Annotated in this window: 23 protein-coding genes; 6 read left to right on the top strand and 17 right to left on the bottom strand. The window is 67.5% G+C overall.

The window, feature by feature from the left end; all coding sequences use genetic code 11:
* Positions 1–8: 8 nt before the first annotated feature.
* From gap to ACZ3HV_RS33325, 7 genes are all read right to left on the bottom strand, one after another.
* Positions 9–1,016 (bottom strand): type I glyceraldehyde-3-phosphate dehydrogenase, encoded by a 1,008-nt coding sequence (gene gap / locus ACZ3HV_RS33355; RefSeq protein WP_465690203.1) that lies wholly within the window; start codon positions 1,014–1,016, stop codon positions 9–11.
* A 33-nt stretch (positions 1,017–1,049) separates the two neighbouring features.
* Entirely contained in the window at positions 1,050–2,483 is a 1,434-nt protein-coding gene (locus tag ACZ3HV_RS33350) for a DUF4389 domain-containing protein (RefSeq protein WP_465690201.1), read from the bottom strand.
* A gap of 97 nt (positions 2,484–2,580) precedes the next feature.
* On the bottom strand, positions 2,581–3,192 hold the full coding sequence (locus tag ACZ3HV_RS33345) for an Rv1733c family protein (protein ID WP_465690199.1): 612 nt from the start codon (positions 3,190–3,192) through the stop codon (positions 2,581–2,583).
* A gap of 213 nt (positions 3,193–3,405) precedes the next feature.
* On the bottom strand, positions 3,406–4,386 hold the full coding sequence (locus tag ACZ3HV_RS33340; protein ID WP_465690197.1) for an Acg family FMN-binding oxidoreductase: 981 nt from the start codon (positions 4,384–4,386) through the stop codon (positions 3,406–3,408).
* A 10-nt stretch (positions 4,387–4,396) separates the two neighbouring features.
* On the bottom strand, positions 4,397–4,696 hold the full coding sequence (locus tag ACZ3HV_RS33335; RefSeq protein ID WP_465690196.1) for an NAD(P)(+) transhydrogenase (Re/Si-specific) subunit beta: 300 nt from the start codon (positions 4,694–4,696) through the stop codon (positions 4,397–4,399).
* A gap of 51 nt (positions 4,697–4,747) precedes the next feature.
* Entirely contained in the window at positions 4,748–6,109 is a 1,362-nt protein-coding gene (locus ACZ3HV_RS33330) for a DUF779 domain-containing protein (RefSeq protein WP_465690194.1), read from the bottom strand.
* A 16-nt stretch (positions 6,110–6,125) separates the two neighbouring features.
* Positions 6,126–6,320 carry a hypothetical protein gene (locus ACZ3HV_RS33325; protein WP_465690280.1) on the bottom strand — a complete coding sequence of 65 codons (195 nt, stop codon included), beginning with the start codon at positions 6,318–6,320 and terminating at the stop codon, positions 6,126–6,128.
* Positions 6,321–6,690: 370 nt separating this feature from the next.
* Between ACZ3HV_RS33325 and ACZ3HV_RS33320 the strand changes: the two genes are divergently transcribed.
* Complete coding sequence (locus ACZ3HV_RS33320) at positions 6,691–7,443, top strand: SDR family NAD(P)-dependent oxidoreductase (protein ID WP_465690192.1); 753 nt, start codon at positions 6,691–6,693, stop codon at positions 7,441–7,443.
* A 45-nt stretch (positions 7,444–7,488) separates the two neighbouring features.
* On the opposite strand, the gene ACZ3HV_RS33315 is transcribed toward ACZ3HV_RS33320, so the two are convergent.
* From ACZ3HV_RS33315 to ACZ3HV_RS33295, 5 genes are read right to left on the bottom strand one after another with little or no spacing between them, the layout of a single operon-like run.
* Positions 7,489–8,004: a DsrE/DsrF/DrsH-like family protein gene (locus ACZ3HV_RS33315; protein ID WP_465690190.1), complete on the bottom strand. Its 516-nt coding sequence runs from the start codon at positions 8,002–8,004 to the stop codon at positions 7,489–7,491.
* A gap of 14 nt (positions 8,005–8,018) precedes the next feature.
* A complete protein-coding gene (locus tag ACZ3HV_RS33310; RefSeq protein ID WP_465690189.1) occupies positions 8,019–8,333 on the bottom strand; it encodes a TusE/DsrC/DsvC family sulfur relay protein in 315 nt (104 codons plus the stop codon).
* Positions 8,330–9,577, bottom strand: coding sequence for a type III sulfide quinone reductase, selenoprotein subtype (gene sqr / locus ACZ3HV_RS33305; protein WP_465690187.1), 1,248 nt, complete (start codon positions 9,575–9,577; stop codon positions 8,330–8,332). Before sqr ends, ACZ3HV_RS33310 begins: the two co-directional genes overlap by 4 nt.
* 59 nt (positions 9,578–9,636) lie before the next feature.
* Positions 9,637–10,059: an Hsp20/alpha crystallin family protein gene (locus ACZ3HV_RS33300; protein WP_465690185.1), complete on the bottom strand. Its 423-nt coding sequence runs from the start codon at positions 10,057–10,059 to the stop codon at positions 9,637–9,639.
* A 25-nt stretch (positions 10,060–10,084) separates the two neighbouring features.
* The gene (locus tag ACZ3HV_RS33295; RefSeq protein WP_465690183.1) at positions 10,085–10,528 is read right to left on the bottom strand and encodes a phosphatase PAP2 family protein; all 444 of its coding nucleotides are present in this window, start codon (positions 10,526–10,528) and stop codon (positions 10,085–10,087) included.
* A 116-nt stretch (positions 10,529–10,644) separates the two neighbouring features.
* Here ACZ3HV_RS33295 and ACZ3HV_RS33290 point away from each other — a divergent pair, with 116 nt between their 5' ends.
* The gene (locus tag ACZ3HV_RS33290) at positions 10,645–10,845 is read left to right on the top strand and encodes a hypothetical protein (RefSeq protein WP_465690181.1); all 201 of its coding nucleotides are present in this window, start codon (positions 10,645–10,647) and stop codon (positions 10,843–10,845) included.
* Between the two features lie 184 nt (positions 10,846–11,029).
* On the opposite strand, the gene ACZ3HV_RS33285 is transcribed toward ACZ3HV_RS33290, so the two are convergent.
* A complete protein-coding gene (locus tag ACZ3HV_RS33285; RefSeq protein WP_465690179.1) occupies positions 11,030–11,326 on the bottom strand; it encodes a hypothetical protein in 297 nt (98 codons plus the stop codon).
* Positions 11,327–11,554: 228 nt separating this feature from the next.
* On the opposite strand from ACZ3HV_RS33285, the gene ACZ3HV_RS33280 reads away from it, so the two are divergent.
* Genes ACZ3HV_RS33280 through ACZ3HV_RS33270 form a run of 3 tightly spaced genes read left to right on the top strand, consistent with a single transcriptional unit; the run spans position 11,555 to position 14,310 of the window.
* Positions 11,555–12,667 (top strand): alpha/beta hydrolase, encoded by a 1,113-nt coding sequence (locus ACZ3HV_RS33280; protein ID WP_465690177.1) that lies wholly within the window; start codon positions 11,555–11,557, stop codon positions 12,665–12,667.
* Between the two features lie 37 nt (positions 12,668–12,704).
* Positions 12,705–13,247: a flavodoxin domain-containing protein gene (locus ACZ3HV_RS33275; RefSeq protein WP_465690175.1), complete on the top strand. Its 543-nt coding sequence runs from the start codon at positions 12,705–12,707 to the stop codon at positions 13,245–13,247.
* A 46-nt stretch (positions 13,248–13,293) separates the two neighbouring features.
* On the top strand, positions 13,294–14,310 hold the full coding sequence (locus ACZ3HV_RS33270; RefSeq protein WP_465690173.1) for a lysylphosphatidylglycerol synthase transmembrane domain-containing protein: 1,017 nt from the start codon (positions 13,294–13,296) through the stop codon (positions 14,308–14,310).
* A 164-nt stretch (positions 14,311–14,474) separates the two neighbouring features.
* On the opposite strand, the gene ACZ3HV_RS33265 is transcribed toward ACZ3HV_RS33270, so the two are convergent.
* The 3 genes from ACZ3HV_RS33265 to ACZ3HV_RS33255 all read right to left on the bottom strand — a co-directional run bounded on the left by ACZ3HV_RS33265 (position 14,475) and on the right by ACZ3HV_RS33255 (position 15,628).
* Positions 14,475–14,765, bottom strand: coding sequence for a hypothetical protein (locus tag ACZ3HV_RS33265; RefSeq protein ID WP_465690171.1), 291 nt, complete (start codon positions 14,763–14,765; stop codon positions 14,475–14,477).
* Positions 14,766–14,855: 90 nt separating this feature from the next.
* The gene (locus tag ACZ3HV_RS33260; protein ID WP_465690170.1) at positions 14,856–15,182 is read right to left on the bottom strand and encodes a hypothetical protein; all 327 of its coding nucleotides are present in this window, start codon (positions 15,180–15,182) and stop codon (positions 14,856–14,858) included.
* Positions 15,179–15,628 carry a hypothetical protein gene (locus ACZ3HV_RS33255; protein ID WP_465690168.1) on the bottom strand — a complete coding sequence of 150 codons (450 nt, stop codon included), beginning with the start codon at positions 15,626–15,628 and terminating at the stop codon, positions 15,179–15,181. Before ACZ3HV_RS33255 ends, ACZ3HV_RS33260 begins: the two co-directional genes overlap by 4 nt.
* Before the next feature lie 880 nt (positions 15,629–16,508).
* Between ACZ3HV_RS33255 and ACZ3HV_RS33250 the strand changes: the two genes are divergently transcribed.
* Entirely contained in the window at positions 16,509–16,805 is a 297-nt protein-coding gene (locus ACZ3HV_RS33250; protein WP_465690166.1) for a hypothetical protein, read from the top strand.
* Positions 16,806–17,259: 454 nt separating this feature from the next.
* Here ACZ3HV_RS33250 and ACZ3HV_RS33245 read toward each other — a convergent pair whose 3' ends face one another.
* Complete coding sequence (locus ACZ3HV_RS33245) at positions 17,260–19,662, bottom strand: TOTE conflict system archaeo-eukaryotic primase domain-containing protein (RefSeq protein WP_465690165.1); 2,403 nt, start codon at positions 19,660–19,662, stop codon at positions 17,260–17,262.
* Between the last annotated feature and the right edge of the window lie 487 nt (positions 19,663–20,149).

Raw genomic sequence — 20,149 nt, 5'->3', positions numbered from 1 at the left:
TCCTCCTGTCAGAGCGCTCCGGCAACCAGCTCGGTCAGGTCGACCAGGCGGCTGGTGTAGCCCCACTCGTTGTCGTACCAACCGAAGACCTTGACCAGGTGGTCCTGGACCTGTGTCAGTTGCGCGTCGAAGATGCAGGACGACGGGTCGCCGATGATGTCGTGGGACACGATCGGATCCGTGGTGTAGCGCAGGATGCCCTTCAGCGGCCCGGCCGCGGCGTCGGCGAAGGCCTGGTTGACCTGCTCGACGGTGACGGCCTCGGACAGCTCCACGGTCAGGTCGGTCAGCGAGCCGTCCTCGATCGGGACGCGGACCGCGACACCGTCGATCTTCCCGGCGAGCTCGGGGATGACCAGGCCGACCGCGCGGGCCGCGCCAGTACTGGTCGGGATCAGGTTCGCGGCGCCGGAACGTCCGCGGCGCAGGTCCTTGTGCGGCGAGTCCAGCAGTACCTGGTCGTTGGTGTAGCTGTGGATCGTGGTCATCAATCCACGCTCGATGCCGAAGGCCCGATGTAGTACGGAGACCATCGGTGCGACGCAGTTCGTCGTACACGAGGCGTTCGAGATGACGTGGTGGGCTGCCGGGTCGTAGTCGTCCTCGTTCACGCCGAGCACGAGGGTCGTGTCGACGTCCTTGCCGGGGACCGACAGGATCACCTTGCGCGCGCCGGCGGTCAGATGCGCGCCGGCGGTGTCGAGCGTGCGGAACCTGCCGGTCGACTCGATCACGATGTCGACGCCGACACCGGTCCAGTCGAGCCGCGCCGGGTCCCGCTCGGCGGTCGCACGCAGGGTGCGGCCGCCGACTGTGATCGTGTCGTCCGAGTGGCCGACTTCCTCCTTGAGCGGCCCGTACGTCGAGTCGTAGCGCAGCAGGTGCGCGAGTGTCGCCGGTGCCGCGACGTCGTTGATCGCGACCACCTCGATACCGCTGGACTCGCGTTCGAGCACACAGCGCAGGTAGTCGCGCCCGATCCGCCCGAACCCGTTGATCCCCACTCGTACGCTCATCATCGACCCCTCAGTCGGTTGTTTCCGTCTCTTTCATTCGACCGGTGTGAGCGGGGGTGCCTGCAGGGCCGAAGGTCCCGGCTTCGGCTGCCGGACGACCACCAGCGCGACAGTCAGCGTGCCCAGCAGCAGGAACAGGACCGAACTGGTCAGGATCCCGATCCACAGCCCCGGCAGCGCGGGTGCAGTGGCACCGGCGTCGGCCCGCACCGTCACGTCCTTGCTGCCGTCGGGCGCCATCACCACGAGCATCCAGTCGCCGCTCTCGATCGGCCAGGTGAGGGTTTGCTCGCCCGGTCCGGTGGACTGAGCCCGCCAGATGGCCAGCTCGGTGGGCGCTGACGACGGAGCGGTCCCGGCGTGGACGTCGTACGTCCGGGTGTTCGGACCGACGGCCTGCACCGTCGCGTACCCGACACCGGCCAGATACCTGCGCACGTCCGCTGCGGAGGCGATCCCCACGAACACCGGCGCACCGGTGGTCGTCTGCACGCGGATCCGCGCGTCGCCGAACCAGCGTCGCGGAACCGATGCCGCTCCGGCGTCGATCGTCAGGTTCTCGCTCGTCAGCGCGTACCCGGTCGTGCTCAAGGTCACCTTGTCCGAGGTGACGAAGCCCGCGGAGTCACGCCGACCCAGATCCAGCCACGCGAGCGCTCCCCCGACGCTGATCCCGATGACCGAGGCCAGGGTGACCACGATGCCGGCGATCAGCGCGATGGTGCGCCGGCCCGACATCCGCGGCTCGGGTTCGTGCGCCGGCGGCTTCGGGCGCTGCTCGAGCGGCGGCGAGTGCAGCCGCGTCGTAGCAGGATCGTCACCGCCCATGTCCAGCCGGAACGGTGGGTACTGGTCGACCATCAAGGCCGCGTACGCCGCGACCCGTAGCGCCCAGCGGTCCATGCCGAGCACCAGGTCGAAGACGGACCGCGGGTACCGTCCGGTGAACAGCAACACCACCGCCGCCACCAGAACCAGCAGACCGACCAGGCCCGCACCCCACACCAGCGTGCGGTGGTCCGCCTGGGTGGCGAACCAGGTGCCGCTGCCGAGGAAGAAGCCGACCACGATGTAGTGCGGGATCGCGAGCAGCCACCACTTCACCAGCACCAGCCCACGGGACAGGTGCTCCGGATACGCGACCTCGAGATGCGCCGGGTAGTCCGGTACGTCGTGCAACGTGAACGGCGGGTACTTGTCGGTGCCGAGGGCGCCGTACGCATAGAACTGCACCCGCCAGGTCCATCGCATCACCCCGACGTTGAACTCGAAGATCCCTCGCGGGTACCGCCCGGTGAACAAGATGGCGAAGAACGCCACGAAGCTCAGCAGCGCGAACGCGATCCACAGCACCGCGAGCACGAACAGGTGCGGGATCACCAGCACCCACTTCACCAGCCACAACCACCGATTCAGCCGGTCGTCGAGCGCCGCGTCCACCCGGACCGGATACGTCGTCGTACTCATCACGCCCTCCCATCACTCGTCCTTCGCTGCCAGCGTCGGACGGCCGCGACTCCGCCAGCAGAGCCGAAGGTCCCGTTCGGGGACCGGCTCCGGTGGGTCATTTCTGGCCGCGGAGCCAGCGTGGTGCGACGGCGAGCCACTCGGTCTCCCACTCCCGGGATCGGCGGCGGTTCAGTGGGACCTGGGCGAGTCGAACGACGCCCCAGAGCAGCAGCCACGAGCCGGCGAGCGTCAGCAGGCCGGCCCAGGTGCCGAAGAACGCGCTGTCGGAGCTCGAGCGGGGAGCCATCACAATGGCGCCGGCCCGGTCGAGCCAGATCGTCACCTCGGCGCCGGCCTTCGTTCCGATCACCACACTTGTCGTGCCTTCGCGCGGGTCGCCCTTCGCGTCGATGTAGCTGACCCGCGCCCGCGACAGGACGTCGCCAGGCGCGCTCGGTACGACGCGCTCCGTGCCCTCCAGTGTCGTTGCCTTGACCTCGTGCAGGACAGCTCGTTGCCGATCCGCCGACTCGTCATTGGCATTGCGGACACCGGTTCCGACCGCCGCGGCGACCGGGAGCAGCAGGAGTGCGGCGACGATCCCGCACCACAGCAGGGCCGCTTCCAGGCGATCCGAACGGCGACGCAACGGACTGCGGCCGATCCCGAGCCGGCGGGTCTGCCTGAGCACCCACTGCTCCCCCGACCGTTCCTTGACGGTGCTCACGGCGACCTCCCACTCAGATCTCGACCGGACGCAGGGGACCGGCTCACCGGACCGGAATCGTCTTGATGACGGTGGATCTCGTGGCCTCTGGCCACCTTCCTTCGGTCCGCTTCCGGCGAGCCGGTCGCGTTCCTCCATCTCCAGGCTCGCCCGGCCTCGCTCCCGAGGTCAGGGACCAAGGTCCCGACAATCGGGGACACCTGGCCTGCGCTGTCAGTCAGGAATCAGGACGGCCTCGCCGGGGCGGCGAGGCGTCGGCGGGACAGGTGGGCCGTAGCCGAATCGGATCACCGCCTGCGGGCGCTGCCAGGGGCCGAGGGGCTCGTTGATCTGCGTGCGGAGCTCTTCGTGCTCGATCACCTGGTTCAGCAGCGATACCGACACCCCGTGCGCGGTGGCTTCGAGCAGCACGTGCTCCAACGCCTGGCCGGCACGGAGCCACTCGATCGGACCGTCGTACCGCGTCGCCAGCACTGCCAACTGGGGCTCGCGTTCGAAATCGGCCACCGCGCGGGCTGCGTCAGCGTCCGTGGCGGCCAGGTCGCGTACCACCGCCTCGCCACCCGCTGCTCGCGGCCCGAGCGCACTCGACGGGATGCCGTCAGTCTCCCGATCACCACCGACCCAGCGCCGCCGCTCCGCTGTTCGGGCCTGGTTCTCGGCGTCGGCGTTCACCGCGTCATTCGTTGCCATCCGCAACCACCATCGGCGGGACGGCCGATCGAGCCACTGCAGCGCCGCACCCTCCGCCGACGCACTGAGGCCGAGCAGCGCACGCACCTGTCTGGGCACCCGCCGATCGGTGAACGGCTCCCGGTTCGTCCGGCGCACGGCCAGGTACGGCGCCAACTCGGCCAGTGGACCGATCACCGGGCCGCCCAGCTCGATCACGGCCACGAGATCCGGCCGGCGCTGGTCCACCAGGTGCCGGACCTCCGAGCCGATCCCGCGGGCCGCCGCTTCGACCCGCAGATTGAGGATCGCGGCCCCCAGAGAGACGAACAACATCCGCCGGGAGGGATCCTCGGCCGGCAGCTCGCGCTCACGATCGCGGTACACCTCGACCACCCGGTCACCGAAGCGGAACCGCCACGGCTGGGTGTTGTGCATGGACGGCGCCGCCACCGCGGCCCGCAGCATCGCGTCTCGATCCGCGTCCGGCAATCCGCCGGCCGGCCTGTCTGTTGCTTCCATCACGATCACCTCAGTGCACGTAGGCCTGCAGCTCGTTGATCAACGCGGTCAGTACGACCTTCGCGTCGCCGAAGAGCATCGCGGTCCTCGGGTTGGTGTAGAGCTCGTTGTCGATCCCCGCGTAGCCGTGACCCAGCGACCGCTTCACCACGATGACGCTGCGGGCCTTGTCGACGTCCAGGACCGGCATTCCGGAGACGGCGTTGCCTGGCCGTCGTGCGGCCGGGTTGGTGACGTCGTTGGCGCCGACGACGAGCACGACGTCGGTCGCCGGGAAACGCGTCCGGAGTGAGCGCCACCCGCGTCTCACGTTCGGCGGTTTCGGCCAGGCAGCCGATCACCAGTCTCATCGGTGACCTCGCTAGAACTGGAAGACGACCCGAGCCGGGATGTCGCCGGCCAGCACGTCTGCGATGGACTGGTTGACGTCGTCGAGCTTGCGGTCGACGGAGATGACCCGGGTCCGGCCGGCCGCGTGCAGGGCGAAGACGTCCTCGAGATCGTTGCGCGTGCCAACGATCGAGCCGATCACGGTCTTGCCGTTGAGCACGGTGTCGAAGATCGGCAGGCTGAGCGCGCCGTCGTCGGCGGGCAGCGCCACGCACACGAGGCGACCGCCTCGGCGCAGCGACCGGTACGCCTGGTCGAACGACTGCGGGTTCGCCGCCAGCGCGACCGCCACGTCGGCCCCACCGAGCGCCTGGATCGCCTCGACCGGATCGGTCTTCGCGGCGTTCACCACGTGGTCCGCGCCGAGTTCGGTGGCCATCTCCAGCTTGGAGTCCTCGATGTCGACGCCGATGGTGATGCCGCCCGCGATCCGCGCGTACTGCAGGGCCAGGTGCCCAAGCCCGCCGACGCCGAAGATCGCGACCGTCTCGGCCGGGGCGACACCGGCGACCTTGATCGCCTTGTACGTCGTGACTCCGGCGCACGTCAGCGGTGCGGCGTCACGTGAGGTGACATCCTTCGGGACGGGCGTCGCGAAGGCAGCGGGCAGTACGGCGTACTCCGCGAAGCTCCCGTTGACCGAGTAGCCGGAGTTCCGTTGCTCCAGGCACAGGGTCTCCCAGCCTCCGATGCAGTACCGGCACTTGCCGCACGCGTAGCCCAGCCACGCGATCGCGACCCGGTCGCCCAGCGCTCGGTCGGTCACTCCGGCGCCCAGCTTCTCCACCACGCCGATGCCTTCATGGCCCGGGACGAACGGCGGGGTCGGCTTGACCGGCCAATCACCGTGCGCCGCGTGGATGTCGGTGTGGCAGAGCCCACTGGTCTCCATCCGGACGAGAACGTCGCCCGGCCCGGGCTCGGGAATCGGCATCTCCTGAATCTCCAGAGGTGCACGGAAGTCGGTGACAACTGCTGCTTTCATGATCTGCCTCTCAGGTACGCAGGTTGTGGATCGGGTGACGAAATGACCGGCGAGCCCGGCAGCGAGGGAGAATCCCTCTGGCCCGCCGGGCACGACATCGAGCTGGACCGTGGCCTCGCCCCAGGCCTGGTCCAGCCGCCGGTCGATGTAGAACGGGCTGCCCTCGATCTCGCCGACGAGCACGTCGCCGGGACCGACGAGGAACTCGCCGTCCGGGTAGCACATCGGCGTGCTGCCGGCGCGACACCCGCCGGACTGGACGAACATCACCGGAGCGCCGCGGTCGGCGCTCAAGCGAAGGATCGCCTGGCGTGCGGCAGCGGTGGCTGTGATGCGGACGGCTGTCATCGAATGCTCCTGTCGCTCAGAACTGACCGAGCGGCTCGTCGCTGTAGCTGACGAGCAGGTTCTTGGTCTGGCTGTAGTGGTCGAGCATCATCCGCTGGTTCTCCCGGCCGATGCCCGAGATCTGGTAACCGCCGAACGCCGCCCCGGCCGTTCTCGTACCGGGGCGTGCCTCGACCGGACTCCCCTGCTTCCCAGGTGCGACGTACTGCACGATGCATCTCCTCAACCTCAATGAGTCCGTGCACTTCGAGAGAACTCCCGCCTGGTGCGGGCACGTAGGGCCGAAAGACCCGTCCGGGCCGTGACCTGGGCAGCAGACGCGGCTGAGAGTCGAAGGTCCCGGCCCGCGGGGACCGATCGGCCGATGCGGAAGGCTGCCGGACAGCCGATGCTCAGTGGTGCATCCCCGCACTCGCCTTCGCAGTACCGGCCACGGGCCATGCGTTCCGAACGCGCGGCGGCTCCGGCACGACGAGCCGGCAGTAGAGCCCATCGTCAACCGATCTCGAGACCTCCGGCCCTGTCGTCGGCACCAGTGCAATCAGAGAGTTGAGTCCTGGACTGCGACGGAGGAGGACGACATGAGCAGACTTGATGATCGAGTTGCACTGGTGACTGGAGCCGCGAGCGGCATCGGAAAGGCGACCGCTTGGCGCCTGGCCGCGGAGGGCGCAGCTGTTCTGCTGACCGACGTCGCGGTGGAGGCCGGCGAGGCCGTGGCGGAAGCGCTGCGGGACTCCGGAGCCCGTGCTGTTTTCGCCCGCCACGACGTCTCGAGCGAAGCCGACTGGGAGACTGTCTGCGGACTGGCCGCGGAGGAATTCGGCGGAATCGACATCCTGGTCAACAACGCCGGCATCGGCGATCTCTCGACGATCGAGGAAACCACTCTCAAGGACTGGCAGCACACCATCGATATCGACCAGACCGGTGTCTTCCTCGGGATGCGGACGGCCGCACCGTACTTGAAGGCTTCCAGGAACGCGTCGGTGATCAACATCAGCTCGATCTTCGGCACCAGTGGCGGGTTCGGCACGTCGCCGGCGTACCACGCCGCGAAGGGTGCGGTCCGTACGCTGACCAAGAACGCAGCGCTGCACTGGGCAACCGAAGGCATCCGGGTGAATTCGATCCACCCCGGTTTCATCGACACGCCGATCCTGGAAACTGCCCGGAACACCCCGTTCTGGGACACGATGATCCAGCTCACCCCGATGGGCCGCCTTGGTCGCCCGGACGAGATCGCCGCCGGCGTCGCTTACCTGGCCAGCGACGACGCCTCGTTCGTCACCGGCCTCGAACTGTGCATTGACGGCGGCTATCTGGCTCGCTGAGCTGCCCGTACCTCGCCGGCTGCGGAATCCCGCAGCCGGCGGTGTTCAGATGAAGAGCAACTGGGCGCCGTTGGTCTTCTCGATGAAGTCGGCGGCGCTGATGATGCCTTCGACGTCTTCGGAGAGGTCGGACTCGTCGAGGTGCATCATGTCGGCCGACATCCGGCAGGCCCAGAGGTGGCCGCCGGAGGCGACGATCTGCTCGAGGAACTCCGGTACGTCGGGGACACCGATGTCGTGGATCTGCTTCTTCATCTGGTGTGTGGCCATCGCGGTCATGCCGGGCAGGCCGCCGAGTCCTTGCGGCAGGTGCGTGGCGGTGTTGCCGAGCATGGTGAACTTCAGGTCGTGCATCCGCGACTTGGTGATCATGTCGAAACCCCAGAAGGTGAAGAACAGATGCGTCTCCACACCCTCACCCAGTGCGGCGTTGGCCAGGATCAGGCCCGGGTAGGCCATGTCGAGGTTGCCTTTGGAGCAGATGATCGCGAGCTTGCGACCTTCGGATGCCTGATCGCCGAAGTCGGGAACGATCAGCGGCATGCTGTCGGTGGTGGTCATGACGGTTCCTTCTCTCACACACAACCGCGGGGCTTCGGCAGGCCGGCGACGTACGCCATCTTCTTGGCCGGCTTGCCGGGGAACAGGGTGAACAGCCGTTTGATCGGGATGCCGGTCAGGATCGAGACCCGGCGCAGGGTGGCCGTCTCGCCGTGTGAGGGATAGTCCTGTCGCAGGAAGCGGATCGCGGTCCAGTGGTCGTCGGTGAGCTCGATGCCGATCTGCGCGGCCAGTTGTGCGGCGAGCTCGTCGGTCCATTCGCCGTACTTGGTGAGGAATCCTTCGGAGTCGACGTGGATATGGGTGTCGCCGAGGTTGACGACGGTCATGGTCGGACCTCCTCGTCCGGTCGATGTTTGCCGGTCATGGACATCAGGGTCGGCACCGGCAGCCGACGGCCCGGGAGCAACAGGTGCCAGTAGATCCAGCGGAAGGCGACCTTGCCCCAGTGGTTCGCCTTCGTCTCCCGAAGCAGGGACAGCGGACCCATCCGCCCCAGCGGGTAATGCCCGGGCAGCGGTTCGGTGTCGTAGTTGAAGTCGATCAGCAGGCCTTTGCCGTCGCCGGTCTCGACGAAGCAGTTGGCGTGCCCGTCGAACCGATGGGTCATCGCCAGGCCTTCGACGTACTGGCAGAAGTTCTCGGCGAAGATCTCACTGGCGAAATGTGCGACCGAGCCGGCCTTCGAGGTCGGGATATCGTTGGCGTCGCCAATGGCGAAGATGTCCGGATGAGCCTTCGACTGCAGGGTGTGCTTGTCGACCGGCACGTAGTTGAGCTCGTCACCGAGGCCGGACTCGCCGATGAAATCCGCACCCATGTTCAGCGGCACGGTGACCAGCAGGTCGTAGCCGACCTCGCGGTCGTCGTAGCTGACCAGAGCCTTGCGCTCGGCGTCGATCCGCTCGACCAGGAAATCGGTCTCGACCGCGATCTTGCGTTCGTCGAGCAAGCGGCCGAGGTACCGCGATGCGATCGGCTTGGTGAACGCGCCGTCCAGCGGCGTCACATAGACGATCTCGACCTGATCCCGCATGCCCCGGCGGCGGAAGTAGGCTTCGGTCAGGAACGCGAACTCCAGCGGAGCCACCGGGCACTTGATCGGCTGGTCCACCACGTGCACGACCAGGCGGCCGCCGGTGAACGTCCGCAGCGCGTCGCGGACGGCGAACGCGCCGTCGTAGGTGTAGAAGTCGTGGATGCTGCGATGCCACTCCGGCCCGAGCATTCCAGGCGTCTGGTCGGGCCTCGGACTGGTGCCGGTGGCGATGACGAGATAGTCGTAGCCGACGACGTCGCCGTCGACGAGCTTGACGGCCTTCCGCTCGGGGTCGACGGCCGAGACCTCACCGATCAGCAGCTGAATCCCGTTCCGCAGCAGGCTCCGGCGCGGCTTCAGCAGCGGCGTCGGTACGCGCTCGAACGGGACGAACAGCAATCCCGGCTGGTACAGGTGATCGCGATCGTGGTCGATCACGGTGATCCGCCACTCGTCCGGCGCCAGCCGGCGCCTCAGTTTGTTGGCCACCGTCGTACCGGCGGTCCCGGCGCCCAGAATCACCAACTGCCTCATCACAAACATCCCTTCATGAACGGGCCCGGCCGGTTGCCGCCGGCCGGGCCGGGTTGGGGTCAGTCGGTGTGCTCGATCGTGATCGTGCGCGCCTCGGCGGGCTGCACCGAGATCGGGACGGTCACCTCGAGGATTCCGGCCGTGTACTTGGCCACGACGGCCTTCTCGTCGGCTCCGTCCGGCAGCAGCACCCGGCGGGTGAGCGTGCCGTAGTGGAACTCCGAGCGGGCACCGTCGTGCTCCTCCTGTTGACGAGTCGCAGAGATGGTCAGCATCCCGTTCGCGACCTCGACCTTGACGTCCTTCGCCGGATCCAGGCCGGGCAGCTCTGCCCGGACGACGTACTTGTCGTCGTCGCTGAACTCCTCGATCCGGACGCCGCGCATCATCGCCGGCATGGTGAACAGACTCGGCAATCCCTCGGCCCAGTCGAACAGGTCCGCGAACTGACGCCGGGGGTCCCTGTGTTGGAGCGTCGTCATAGTGGCTCCTTTCCGTTGTCTTCCTTCACTTCCACGACACCTCGCGCCGCGCCGACGCAGCAGGGCCGAAGGCACCGGACCCGGCAGGCCTTCGACCCTGACGCCGTCGCCGACCAGCCGAACCGAACCGGTTGACGGCGAGCAGGCTGAGCAGGGCGATCAGGCCGCCGGCCAGGCCGTCGAACAGGTAGTGGAGCATCGCGTTCCGGAACGTCCAGTACGCCTCGCGATGCCGGATCAGTAACCACAGCAACGTCGTCAGCAGCACCGGCCAGTGCCCATAGATGTAGATGTAGCTCACCGTGTTCGCTATCCACCCGTGCGCGGTGACGGCCGCCTGCAGTTTCGGCTCGACGAAGACCCCGGACGATCGCTCGATGGCGACGACGCGCTCAGCGTTCCGGTAGGCCACGTCGACTCTGGTCGCGATCAGACCGCGGACACCGAAGTACGGACCCTTCGGGTCCATCGTCCGAAGCAGCCGCGGTCCACACCAGGGCCTTCCGGTCCACCGCAGCGGGCACTTCTGCCCTGTCGCGCGATCGCGAGCCGACGTGTGCTGGAACTGCGAGAAAGGAGCCGGCCATGACCGACATCGACAACGCCCGCGCGCAGCGCGACGCGCAGCGCACCGTGGCCAGCCGCCGGAGCACCGGATCGTCCCGATCGGACCAGGCCGTACTGCGCCACCTCGGCGTCGAGCTCTACAAGGAGCGCAACCGCCGTGACAACGCACCTGACGAATCCGCAGCGGACCAGCCGACCGATCAGCCGCCTGCGCGCTGATTCGGCGGCCCTGCGCGCTCAGTTCACCGGGACTCGGGCCCGGGCGGCGGCCGGGTTGCGCATGCTCAGCACCGCGAACGAAGCCTTGGCAATCCGTCGCCAGATCTCTTCCCTGATCGGTTGCCGGCGTACTCCGTTGCCGTGACCTTCCGGCGGGTGGCCTCGCCTGGCTCGTTGGCCACCGCTACCCCACCGAACATCGCGACCGCGTTGACGAAGAGGACGGGCGCCTCCGCGGCAGCGGGTCGTCCTGAATCGTCTTGTCCTCGACTCCTCCGAAGATCGGCGTGCCTGACAAGGCGAGCCGCCATCGCTTGGGTATCAGAACCTCGAAACCACCGAAGAGTGCGAGGCAGTCGACCGTTGCTTCGTCATCGACCTGCGCCTCGCGCAAGTCGAGAGTGACCGCTCCGAAGACCGCCGTGGCATCGGCGCTCGCCAGTCGTTCGGACTGAACCAGGGTCTTGGTCTCGCCGAACATCGCGAACGCAGTTGTATCTCTGCCCGACCGCCGTACTTGCGGAACAGGCCGAACCCGACGGCGACGCCAAGACCGAGCAGTGTTGCCCGTAGTCGCTTCATAGCAGGCTCCTTCGACGTGTCCGTGTCATGAGGGGCACCCCTTCACGTTGTCCCTGCCAGATCAGGACCTCCGGCACTGGGGCGCGGGCGGTCCGCGACAGAGGCTGGTCGAAGGAGGTGACGCGACGTGGAGCGAGTCGGTGACCGTCCAAAGATCGTCCGAGCGAGCCTGGTGTTCAGTGCCGGATGTCTGTTGCTCGGAGTCGGGATCGGCCTCGGTCCGCCGTACCTGATGAAGGCCGGCGTCCATCCCGTCACAGTCATAGGTATCGCTGTCCTGGCGGCCGGACTCGTGCTGCTCGGTCTCGGCGGGGTGGCTCTGGTACGCGCCCCCCGGAGTTGGCGCCGCATCGTGGTGGTGCCCGTCCTCCTCGCCGCGGTAGTCATCGCAGCGCTGACGGTCGGTCAGGCTGTTGCGGCGACGAACGTGCCCCCGACGACCGTCGGCTCAACCACTCCGGCAGATCGAGGCCTGACGTTCGCCGAGGTCACGTTCCCGACGGCTGACGGGGTTGCGCTCGCCGGCTGGTACATCCCGTCCCGCAACCACGCGGCCGTCGTCCTGCTCCACGGGGCGGGCTCCACTCGCTCGAGTCCGCTCGACCACGCTGTCGTGCTCGCGCATCACGGGTACGGCGTACTGCTCCTCGACGCGCGCGGTCATGGCCGCAGCGGCGGACGCGCCATGGACTTCGGTTGGTACGGCGACACAGACGTCGCCGCGGCCGTGTCGTTCCTTCAGACCCGACCGGACGTCGATGACGAGCTGATTGGGGCGGTCGGATTGTCGATGGGCGGCGAGGAAGCGATCGGCGCGGCGGCCGGTGACCGGCGGATCCGTGTTGTCGTCGCCGAAGGCGCGACCCATCGAACGGCCGCCGACCGAGCATGGCTGTCCGACGAATTCGGCTGGCGCGGCACCCTCCAGGAGGGTCTGGACCGGCTTACCTTCGGCATCACCGACCTGCTCACGGCCGCAGATCCCCCGCGGGCGTTGCGCGATGCGGTCGCCGCGACCGCGCCACGAAAGGTCCTGCTCATCGCTGCCGGTGACCTTGCCGACGAACCGAACGCAGGCCGCTACATCCGATCCGCCGCGACCGGCAGCGTCGACCTGTGGGTCGTCCCCGGCACGGGACACACCGATGCTCTGCGAACCCATCCGCGCGAATGGGAACAGCGGGTCACCGCGTTCCTCGCTACCGCATTCAACCTCGAAGGAACCAAAGTCTCGCCATAAGAACCAGTGAAGGCGTGCTGAAGAAGGGAGTTCAGTGATGTCCAAGAAGGTACTCATTGCCTACGGCACCAAGATGGGCGCGACCGCGACCATCGCGGCAGTCCTCGGTTCCGAGCTCCGCGCCGCCGGCCACCAGGTCGACGTCCACGAGGTCGGCGCCGTCCTGGCGGTCAGCGAGTACGACGCCGTCGTCGTCGGCAGCGCGATCTATCAGGCCCGCTGGCGCCCCGAGGTGGTTCGCTTCCTCCGCCACCACGAGCGGCAGCTCCGCAACCGCCCGGTCTGGCTCTTCCACAGCGGCCCGATCGGTCCGAGCAAGCACCAGGACCAGTCCCTACCGCCCGACGTCGCCCAGCTGGCCTCTCTCATCCAGGCAGCACCGGTCAAGACCTTCGCCGGTGAACTCCAGGCCGACGTGGTCACCGCGCGGCTGTCCCACCGGGCCGAACTCGAGCACCTGATCGGCGACTCCAGGGACTGGCCCAAGATCGGCGCCTGGTCCCGAGAAATCGCCACCGCCCTGCAGACACCGCGAGCCGAAGCGGCCGGCGATGACTCACCTGTTGCCGCAGGCAAGTAGGCCTGCGGCACCCGGATCCCGGCGGCGCACGGCCGCCCGGCGAACGGTGACGACTGCGCTCGCCTGGCTCCGCAGCGCCGTCGGCCTGCTGATTCTCATCGCCGTCGTCGACTACGTCGTACTGCCGAGGATGGCCGGCACCGAGCAGTCACTTCGCCTGCTGCGCAACGTCGATCCATGGTGGGTCGGCGCCGGAATCGCGCTCGAAGCGATCAGCCTGGTGAGCTACACGCTGAGCACTCGCAGCGTCCTCAGGAGGAGACCACCAGGCTTCGGTTGGCTCCTGCGCAGCGATCTGACCGGCTACGGCATCGGACACATCGTGCCGGGCGGTGGCGCGACGACGACCGCACTCCGATATCGGCTTCTGGTCTCCGGTGGCGCGGCACCGACCGACGTCGCCGCGGCCATCGCAGCACAGGGCGTCGGGTGTGCGGTGGCGCTTGCCACGATCCTCTGGGTCGCCCTGATTCCCAACCTGGTGTTCTCCGGGCCGACTGCGCCGTACCTGATCATCTGGCTGATCGGCGTCGCGCTCGCCGCCTGCGGCGTCGTCGCCACCCGGAAGCGTTCGCGGATGGCCGCGGGCGCGGCTGCCATCCTCGGCTTCGCGCTCCGCCGGCTCCCCCGGCGCTGGCGCCCCAGGGCTCGCGAGATCGCGACCCATCTGCGTCACCTGCTGTCGGACCACGAGGTCCGCAGATCCTTCCTGACCTGGGCCACGCTCAACTGGCTGCTCGACGCCGCAGCTCTCTGGTTCTTCCTGATCGCCTTCGGACACCCGATGAACCCGGCGTCACTCGTGCTCGCCTACAGCATCGCCAGCCTGCTCGCGGTCCTCCCGATCACACCCGGCGGACTCGGCATCATCGAAGGCCTCCTCATCCCGGGCCTCATCGGGTTCGGAGTCCCCGGCGGAATCGCCGTACTCGCCGTCGTCTCCTGGCGCCTCTTCCAATTCTGGATCCCCGTCCCCGTGGCCGGCCTCTGCTACCTGTCCCTGCGCACCCCAGGCTGGCGCGACAGAGTCTCCGCCACGACCCGCGGCAACGCTGCCCGGTAGCCCGGCTGGCATCGAGGTCGCACCAGTCCTGATATGACCCAGTCGCCCGGGAACGGAACGGACGGACCTTGGTGCATCACGACGTCGGGATGGAAGCACGCTGCCATTTCGCTGAAGTACGGCCGTGCCTTCCGAGTTCTCTGGAGGATGCTGGCCCGTGCCACTCAACTCGAGGCGAAGTATGCCTTTGTGACCGCCATGATCTTGGGCGGTGGCATGGACTTCGCCGAGTCGTCCAGTTCGCCGACCCATACCTTCCAGGTCGTGGTGGTCTTGTCCAGGTACTTAAAGTCGTGGTTGCTGTCGGCAAGGACGACGAAATTGACGTCGTCACAGTAGTAGGCGCCGGTCCACCCATCGGGCCGCCCCGACCACGCGCCGCCGTTGCGGAGTCGGCAGCGGGTGCCGTCGGCGAGTTCGAGTCCCCAGGGATAAGGAGCAGCATCCGGCTTCACAGCAGGAAGGCCGGGTTCGGTGACAGTCCAGCGGTAGAGCCGTTTGTCCCAGGGTTCGCCGCCACACAGCGCCGCACGTCCGGCGGTGACCTAGCAGACGTCCGCCCCATCGGATACGTAGCCACAGGAGTAGATGCCTGAGCTCACCGCGGCCGGCGAGGGGTACGCATCACCGGAGGGTGCACACGCCAACCCCTTTCCGGTGTTCTCGACCCGCCAACCTGACTTCACCTGACCGGACTGGGTCAGCGGGTTGATGTTGACGACCTCGGTCGGAACGGCCTTGGGAATGAACGAGATGCCATAGATGGGACTGCTCTTGCCCCCGAAGCTCGCCACCGAGTCGACGATCTCGCGCGCACTGATGATGAGCAGATTCACCGCGGTCAGGATCGTCGACACGACGACGTCGATCACGCCGAAACCAGCCCGCCCAGGAACACGGGAACATCGGTCATGGACGCACGAGCCATCTCAGCGGTACATCTCGCCGCGAACTTCATCGTCTGCTCGATGGTCTTGGTGACGTCGGCCACCTCGAAGAAGTTGTCCGTGTACTCGTCGGTGAAGCTCTTCAAACAGCTCTTAGCCGCGTCCGTCCATCCCTTCGACGGATCGCCGCTCGTGACGGTCTTGGCCAGTCGCTCCATCCACCCGTCGGTCGCGACGGCCTGCCCTGCCACCTTCGACACCGCGCCCTCGACGGAACCTGCCAGCTCGAGAATCTGCAGGACGTACGCCACCTGACTGATCTCCGCCCACACCTTCGCCTCCGGAACATCCGGAAGCCGCAAGGTGACGCTCTCGCCACGCGGTATCAAAATGACGGACTTGCCACGTGGCGTCAGGAGCTTCTCCCCCACCCGTCGCAACCCACTGAGTCAGCGCACCCACGCTCAACCCGAGCCGATTGCCGGCGATGACCTTCCAGGCCTTCGGATACGTCACCTGCGTGTAGGCCAGCCGGTTGTTGGCGATCCGCACAACGGCGCGACCAGACTCGACACCGGCACACCACTTCACCGAGTCACCACCGTCCGACGCCACCGTGACCTTCGTCCGCAGCGCCGACTCGCCACCGCATCTCGGCTGAGCCACTCCAGCGCGCCCGGTGAGCCAATCCCCTAACCGCCCGAGCGAATCCTTGGCAAACGCCTGGATATCGAATCCACCCAGAAACCCCGACGAGAAATGGTCGGTCTGCGCCGTCACCGTCAACTGGCCAGGCTTCCATGGCGATGTCGGCAACCACCGCCAACCACCATGCCCGTCCTGCCACGCAACCACCGGCACCAGATTCGGATCCCACCCAGCCGGCACCTTGAACGCTACCGTCGCCCGGCCCTTCAGCTGCGTCCCCGACAACTCGACGCGCACGCCTTCCCCGAACCGCCACAGACCAGCCGCGCTCGCCGGAACACCCCCATCACTCTCGACACGCAACCGCCCATCACCAACCACGGACGACGCAGGCAGCACGACCTGCACGTCGCCAGTAGCGGGGCAGGGATTTGAACCTGCGACCTCTGGGTCCCTGCAACGTGGCAGCCATTCCCCCTGGTCGGACCGATGTGTCACCTGGTCACAGGGCAGCTTGATCACCAGTCCGGATCGCTGCTCCTGAGCTAAGATTCCTGTTCTGACCGTAGTCTTGACCGTGGATTCCACATCAACTGCGGTGGCGCGGTTGGCCGCGTTCCACCAATCGATCGCCTCGCCGGCCTCAGCCATACGCTGGATGATGTGAGCGGTGAGCTCAGCCTGACTGCCGGTGGTCTGGCAGAACGTCCACAATTGCCGCGCGGCACGCTGATACTGGAAGATCACTTCGTCGGCTTCGAAGACATCCAGTTCACCGCCGCGGTGCCGATCGATCGCCTCAGCGACCCGCTGAACCAGAGCCGCCAGTTGCACCTCATGATAAGTGGCGACCTGCTGACGCGCAGCCTGACGCTCAGCCTTCGTGCTCACGGGCCCAACGTTACCCTCAGCCTTCATCCGGCCGTGAGTGCAGGCGTGGTTGGCCGTGTGCGTTTGTGAGTGGTTTGGGTGTGTCGGGGTCCCAGGAGGAGCTTCGGTTTGGTCCTGGGACCGCGTTGTCTACTTGGCGTTTGCTGGTGTCCCGCTCTGGTTGTGGCGGGCAGACACTGTCGTTCAGGTGGTGTCGACTGGATCCGGACACGGCTGCCTGTGGTGGTGATCATGGCGGAGATGTGCAACACGCGGTCCCAGAAGGTTTGCGGGCTGGCGCCTGATATCCCGGGGTCTCGGCGAACCCGACAAAGTTTGGTCAACCCGCCGGTGGTCGAGCGCGACCTCGGCGCCAGGGACGTGATCCACAACGTCTCGAACGAGGGTCGAGCGGCTGTTCGCGGGAACGGTCGATCCTCGGCCAGCAGTGGTTTCATGAGCTGCACGGGCGGATGCCGGCACATCGGCCAGGGCTGACCTGATGATCTTGTGCACGGCGACTGGCGCCCAGTAGCGAGGGGCATCATCGGGCCCGGTCGAATCGCAGCCGCTTGTACCCGGGCATGCGCCGCTGGAGCGAGGCTGCCAGCAGCGGGACGAGCGGGTCGTGGTAGTCGTGGACCTCGGCGACGGCCTTGCCGGGTGCGGGGCGGACGACTCGTCCGGCGCACTGGACCAGGAGTCCGTCGAAGGAGATCGGCGCCGCCAGGAACAGGGTATCCAGGGCCGGTGCGTCGAACCCTTCGCCGACGAACGGTGTGGTGCCCAGGACCAGGACGCCGTCCCCAGGCCTGGCGTCGGTGAGTCGTTCGACGACGGCGCGTCGATCCTTGGCCGGCATGCCTCCCTGGAGCACAAGTGGTTCGTGGCCGCGACCTGCCAGGAGCGAGGTCATCGTTTCGAGGTGGGCGACCCGGCGGGTCAGGACCAGGCAGTTGCGCCCCTGGGCGAGAGCGGCGTGGACATCGTCGAGGATCTGCTCGTTGCGGTCTTTGTCGGCAGTGAGCGCCCGGTGGGCCTCGGCGATCGGTGACGGGGCGTCCTGATCGATGTCTGCTGCGGTGAACCTGGTCTCGTGGAGGTGCAGCACTCGTGCCGGTCCTGCGGTGGTGTCGGCTGCTTCGGCCAGCGTCCCGGGGATCTCGTCGGTCATCGTGTGCCGGACCGGTCCGAGCTGCCAGCGCAGGAGCTCGCCGAGGCCGTCGCGGCGCTCGGGGGTGGCGGTGAGGCCGAGCCAGTACCGGGCGGCGATCTTCTTGACCGAGTGGTCGTAGGCGGCTGCGGCGATGTGGTGTGCCTCGTCGACGATGACCTGCCCGTATCCGGCGGTCAGGTTCGCGACGTCGTCGTGTCTGGCCAGGGTGGGCAGCATGGCGACGTCGACGATCCCGGTCAGTTTGCTCCGCCCGCCGCCGACCTGTCCCGGTTTGAGGCCGAGGAACACGGCCAGCCGGGTGCGCCATTGGTCGGCGAGGGCCTTGCGGTCAACCAGGATCACGGTGGACACCGCTCGTTCGGCGATGATTGCGCATGCCATGACCGTCTTGCCGGATCCTGGCGGGGCGACCAGGACGCCGTCGTCGTACGCGAGCAGCTCGCCGACTGCCGCGGCCTGCCGGTCGGTCAGCTCGCCGATCAGCGCCACGTCGATCTCCGTGCCGGCGGTCCGGCTGTCGGTGACGTCGAGGCGGGCGCCGCTGCGCTCGATGATGCCTGTCACCAGGTGCCGCAGTCCGCGAGGCAGGACAAGCTTCTCGTCCAGGGTCAGGTCGTAACCGGTGACGAACCGCGGAGTGTCCCAGGTGGATTTGCGCAGCCGTTGCAGCTCGTAGAACTTCGGGTTCGCCATCGATGCGGCGTGCTTGAAAGTCGCCAGAGCAGCAGGCGGGAAGACGGTCGCGTCCAGGACCAGGCCGGCAGCGAGTTCGGCGCACACGACCGGTGGCATTGGCGGGTGCACCTTGGTGGACTCGGCTCGTGCCAGGGTCGTGACGTCGTTGCCGACGGCGGCGCGCGACGCCTTGCGGGCAAGGCGAGTGGCGTCACCCGGAGTGAGCCGGTCCAGCGTCGAGAGGAAGGCCCACTGGTCCTCGTACGGTTCCAGCGTGGCCGGGTCGAGGAAGAGCGTGAGCCCGTCCTTGCGGCGGTTGCCGTGCAGCGGTGCGGCGATCTGGTTGCCCGGGCCAGAGCCGGGCAGTACGTCCTGGCTCGGGAACAGACGATCGTACGAGCCCAGGCTCATGGCGCCACGCTGGAGGATGGCCTCGTGGATCAACGCGGTCCCCACCGCGCGTGCCGTCTGCGCGGTGATCGCCTCGGTGAAGAAGATCCATACGTGCGCCCCGGCGCCGGACTGGGAGATCTCCAGCGCAGCGGGGACGCCGGCAGTTCGCGCGGCCTTGACGTACGCTAAAGCGTCGAGCATCGCGGTCTTGCCGTCGAAGTCGGCAGCCAGCCACCAGCAGGTGTTGTCCGGGAGCATCGGGTACAGGCCGATGAACAGGTCCTGCCGCGACCTCGCGGCCAGGTGCTCGGCGACGATATCCGGAGTCAGCGGGAGCAGGCGGGCGGTCGCGCGGGTCATGCCCTTGCGCCACCCACCCGCCGCCGCGGGCATCCACCCGTTCTTGCCCGTCCGCGGGTCCTCCCAGCGCCTCGCGTAGGTGTCGGTCCTGGCACGGAACAGGTCCAGGTAGAGGGCGAGCTTCTGCTGCGGCGTCGAGCCCGCCATCGACACCAGCCCGCCAGGCCCCCCGGGCGCCGCGAGCTGCTCGGGTGCGGGCGTGGTGTCCTCGCCCCGAAGCTCCAGCAGACGGGACAGCCGCGCATTCTCGGCCCGCAGCCGATCCCGCTCGGCCCGCAGCTCGGACAACTCACGGCGCAGGTCCGGGCTGCCGCCGCCATCGCGACCGTCACGAAGACTCACGCGACCATCCTGCCAGCGCCCGAGACCGCCCCGTCGCCCAACACCGGCGATGAGCCGCGGGACGACATGTCCCGGAACTTGACTTCCGGCCAATTAGTCCATTGATCCAAATCGGCACGGGGCCTACCGCAAAGATATGCCGAGCAGCATTGCCTGTCTGGACAAAGCTTGGAGGCTAGGAAGCCGGTCGAACGCCGACTACCCTCTGGTCGTACTGCCTTCCCGCCGAATTGGTGCTCTGCTGGCTGCTGTGGGCAACCACGAGGCAACAGCGCATCCTCACGTCCTGCGCGCTCACAACGGTGCCACGACAGACGTGGTCACCGCCGCGCTGAGCCCGGATCTGACCAAGGATCTCGTCGCTGGAACGCTTGCGGAAATCGCCAGGGCCGGCAAGGTCCGAGACGAGAAACTATCGGACGAACCGTACAACGGTGGTTCCTCACCTGATCATCTCGGCAAACCCGGCGCAGCAACAAGCTTCCGC

The sequence above is a fragment of the Kribbella sp. NPDC020701 genome (genome assembly GCF_055562215.1).
Note: the sequence above shows the minus strand (reverse complement) of the source record. Positions and strands in the feature narration are given on the sequence as shown.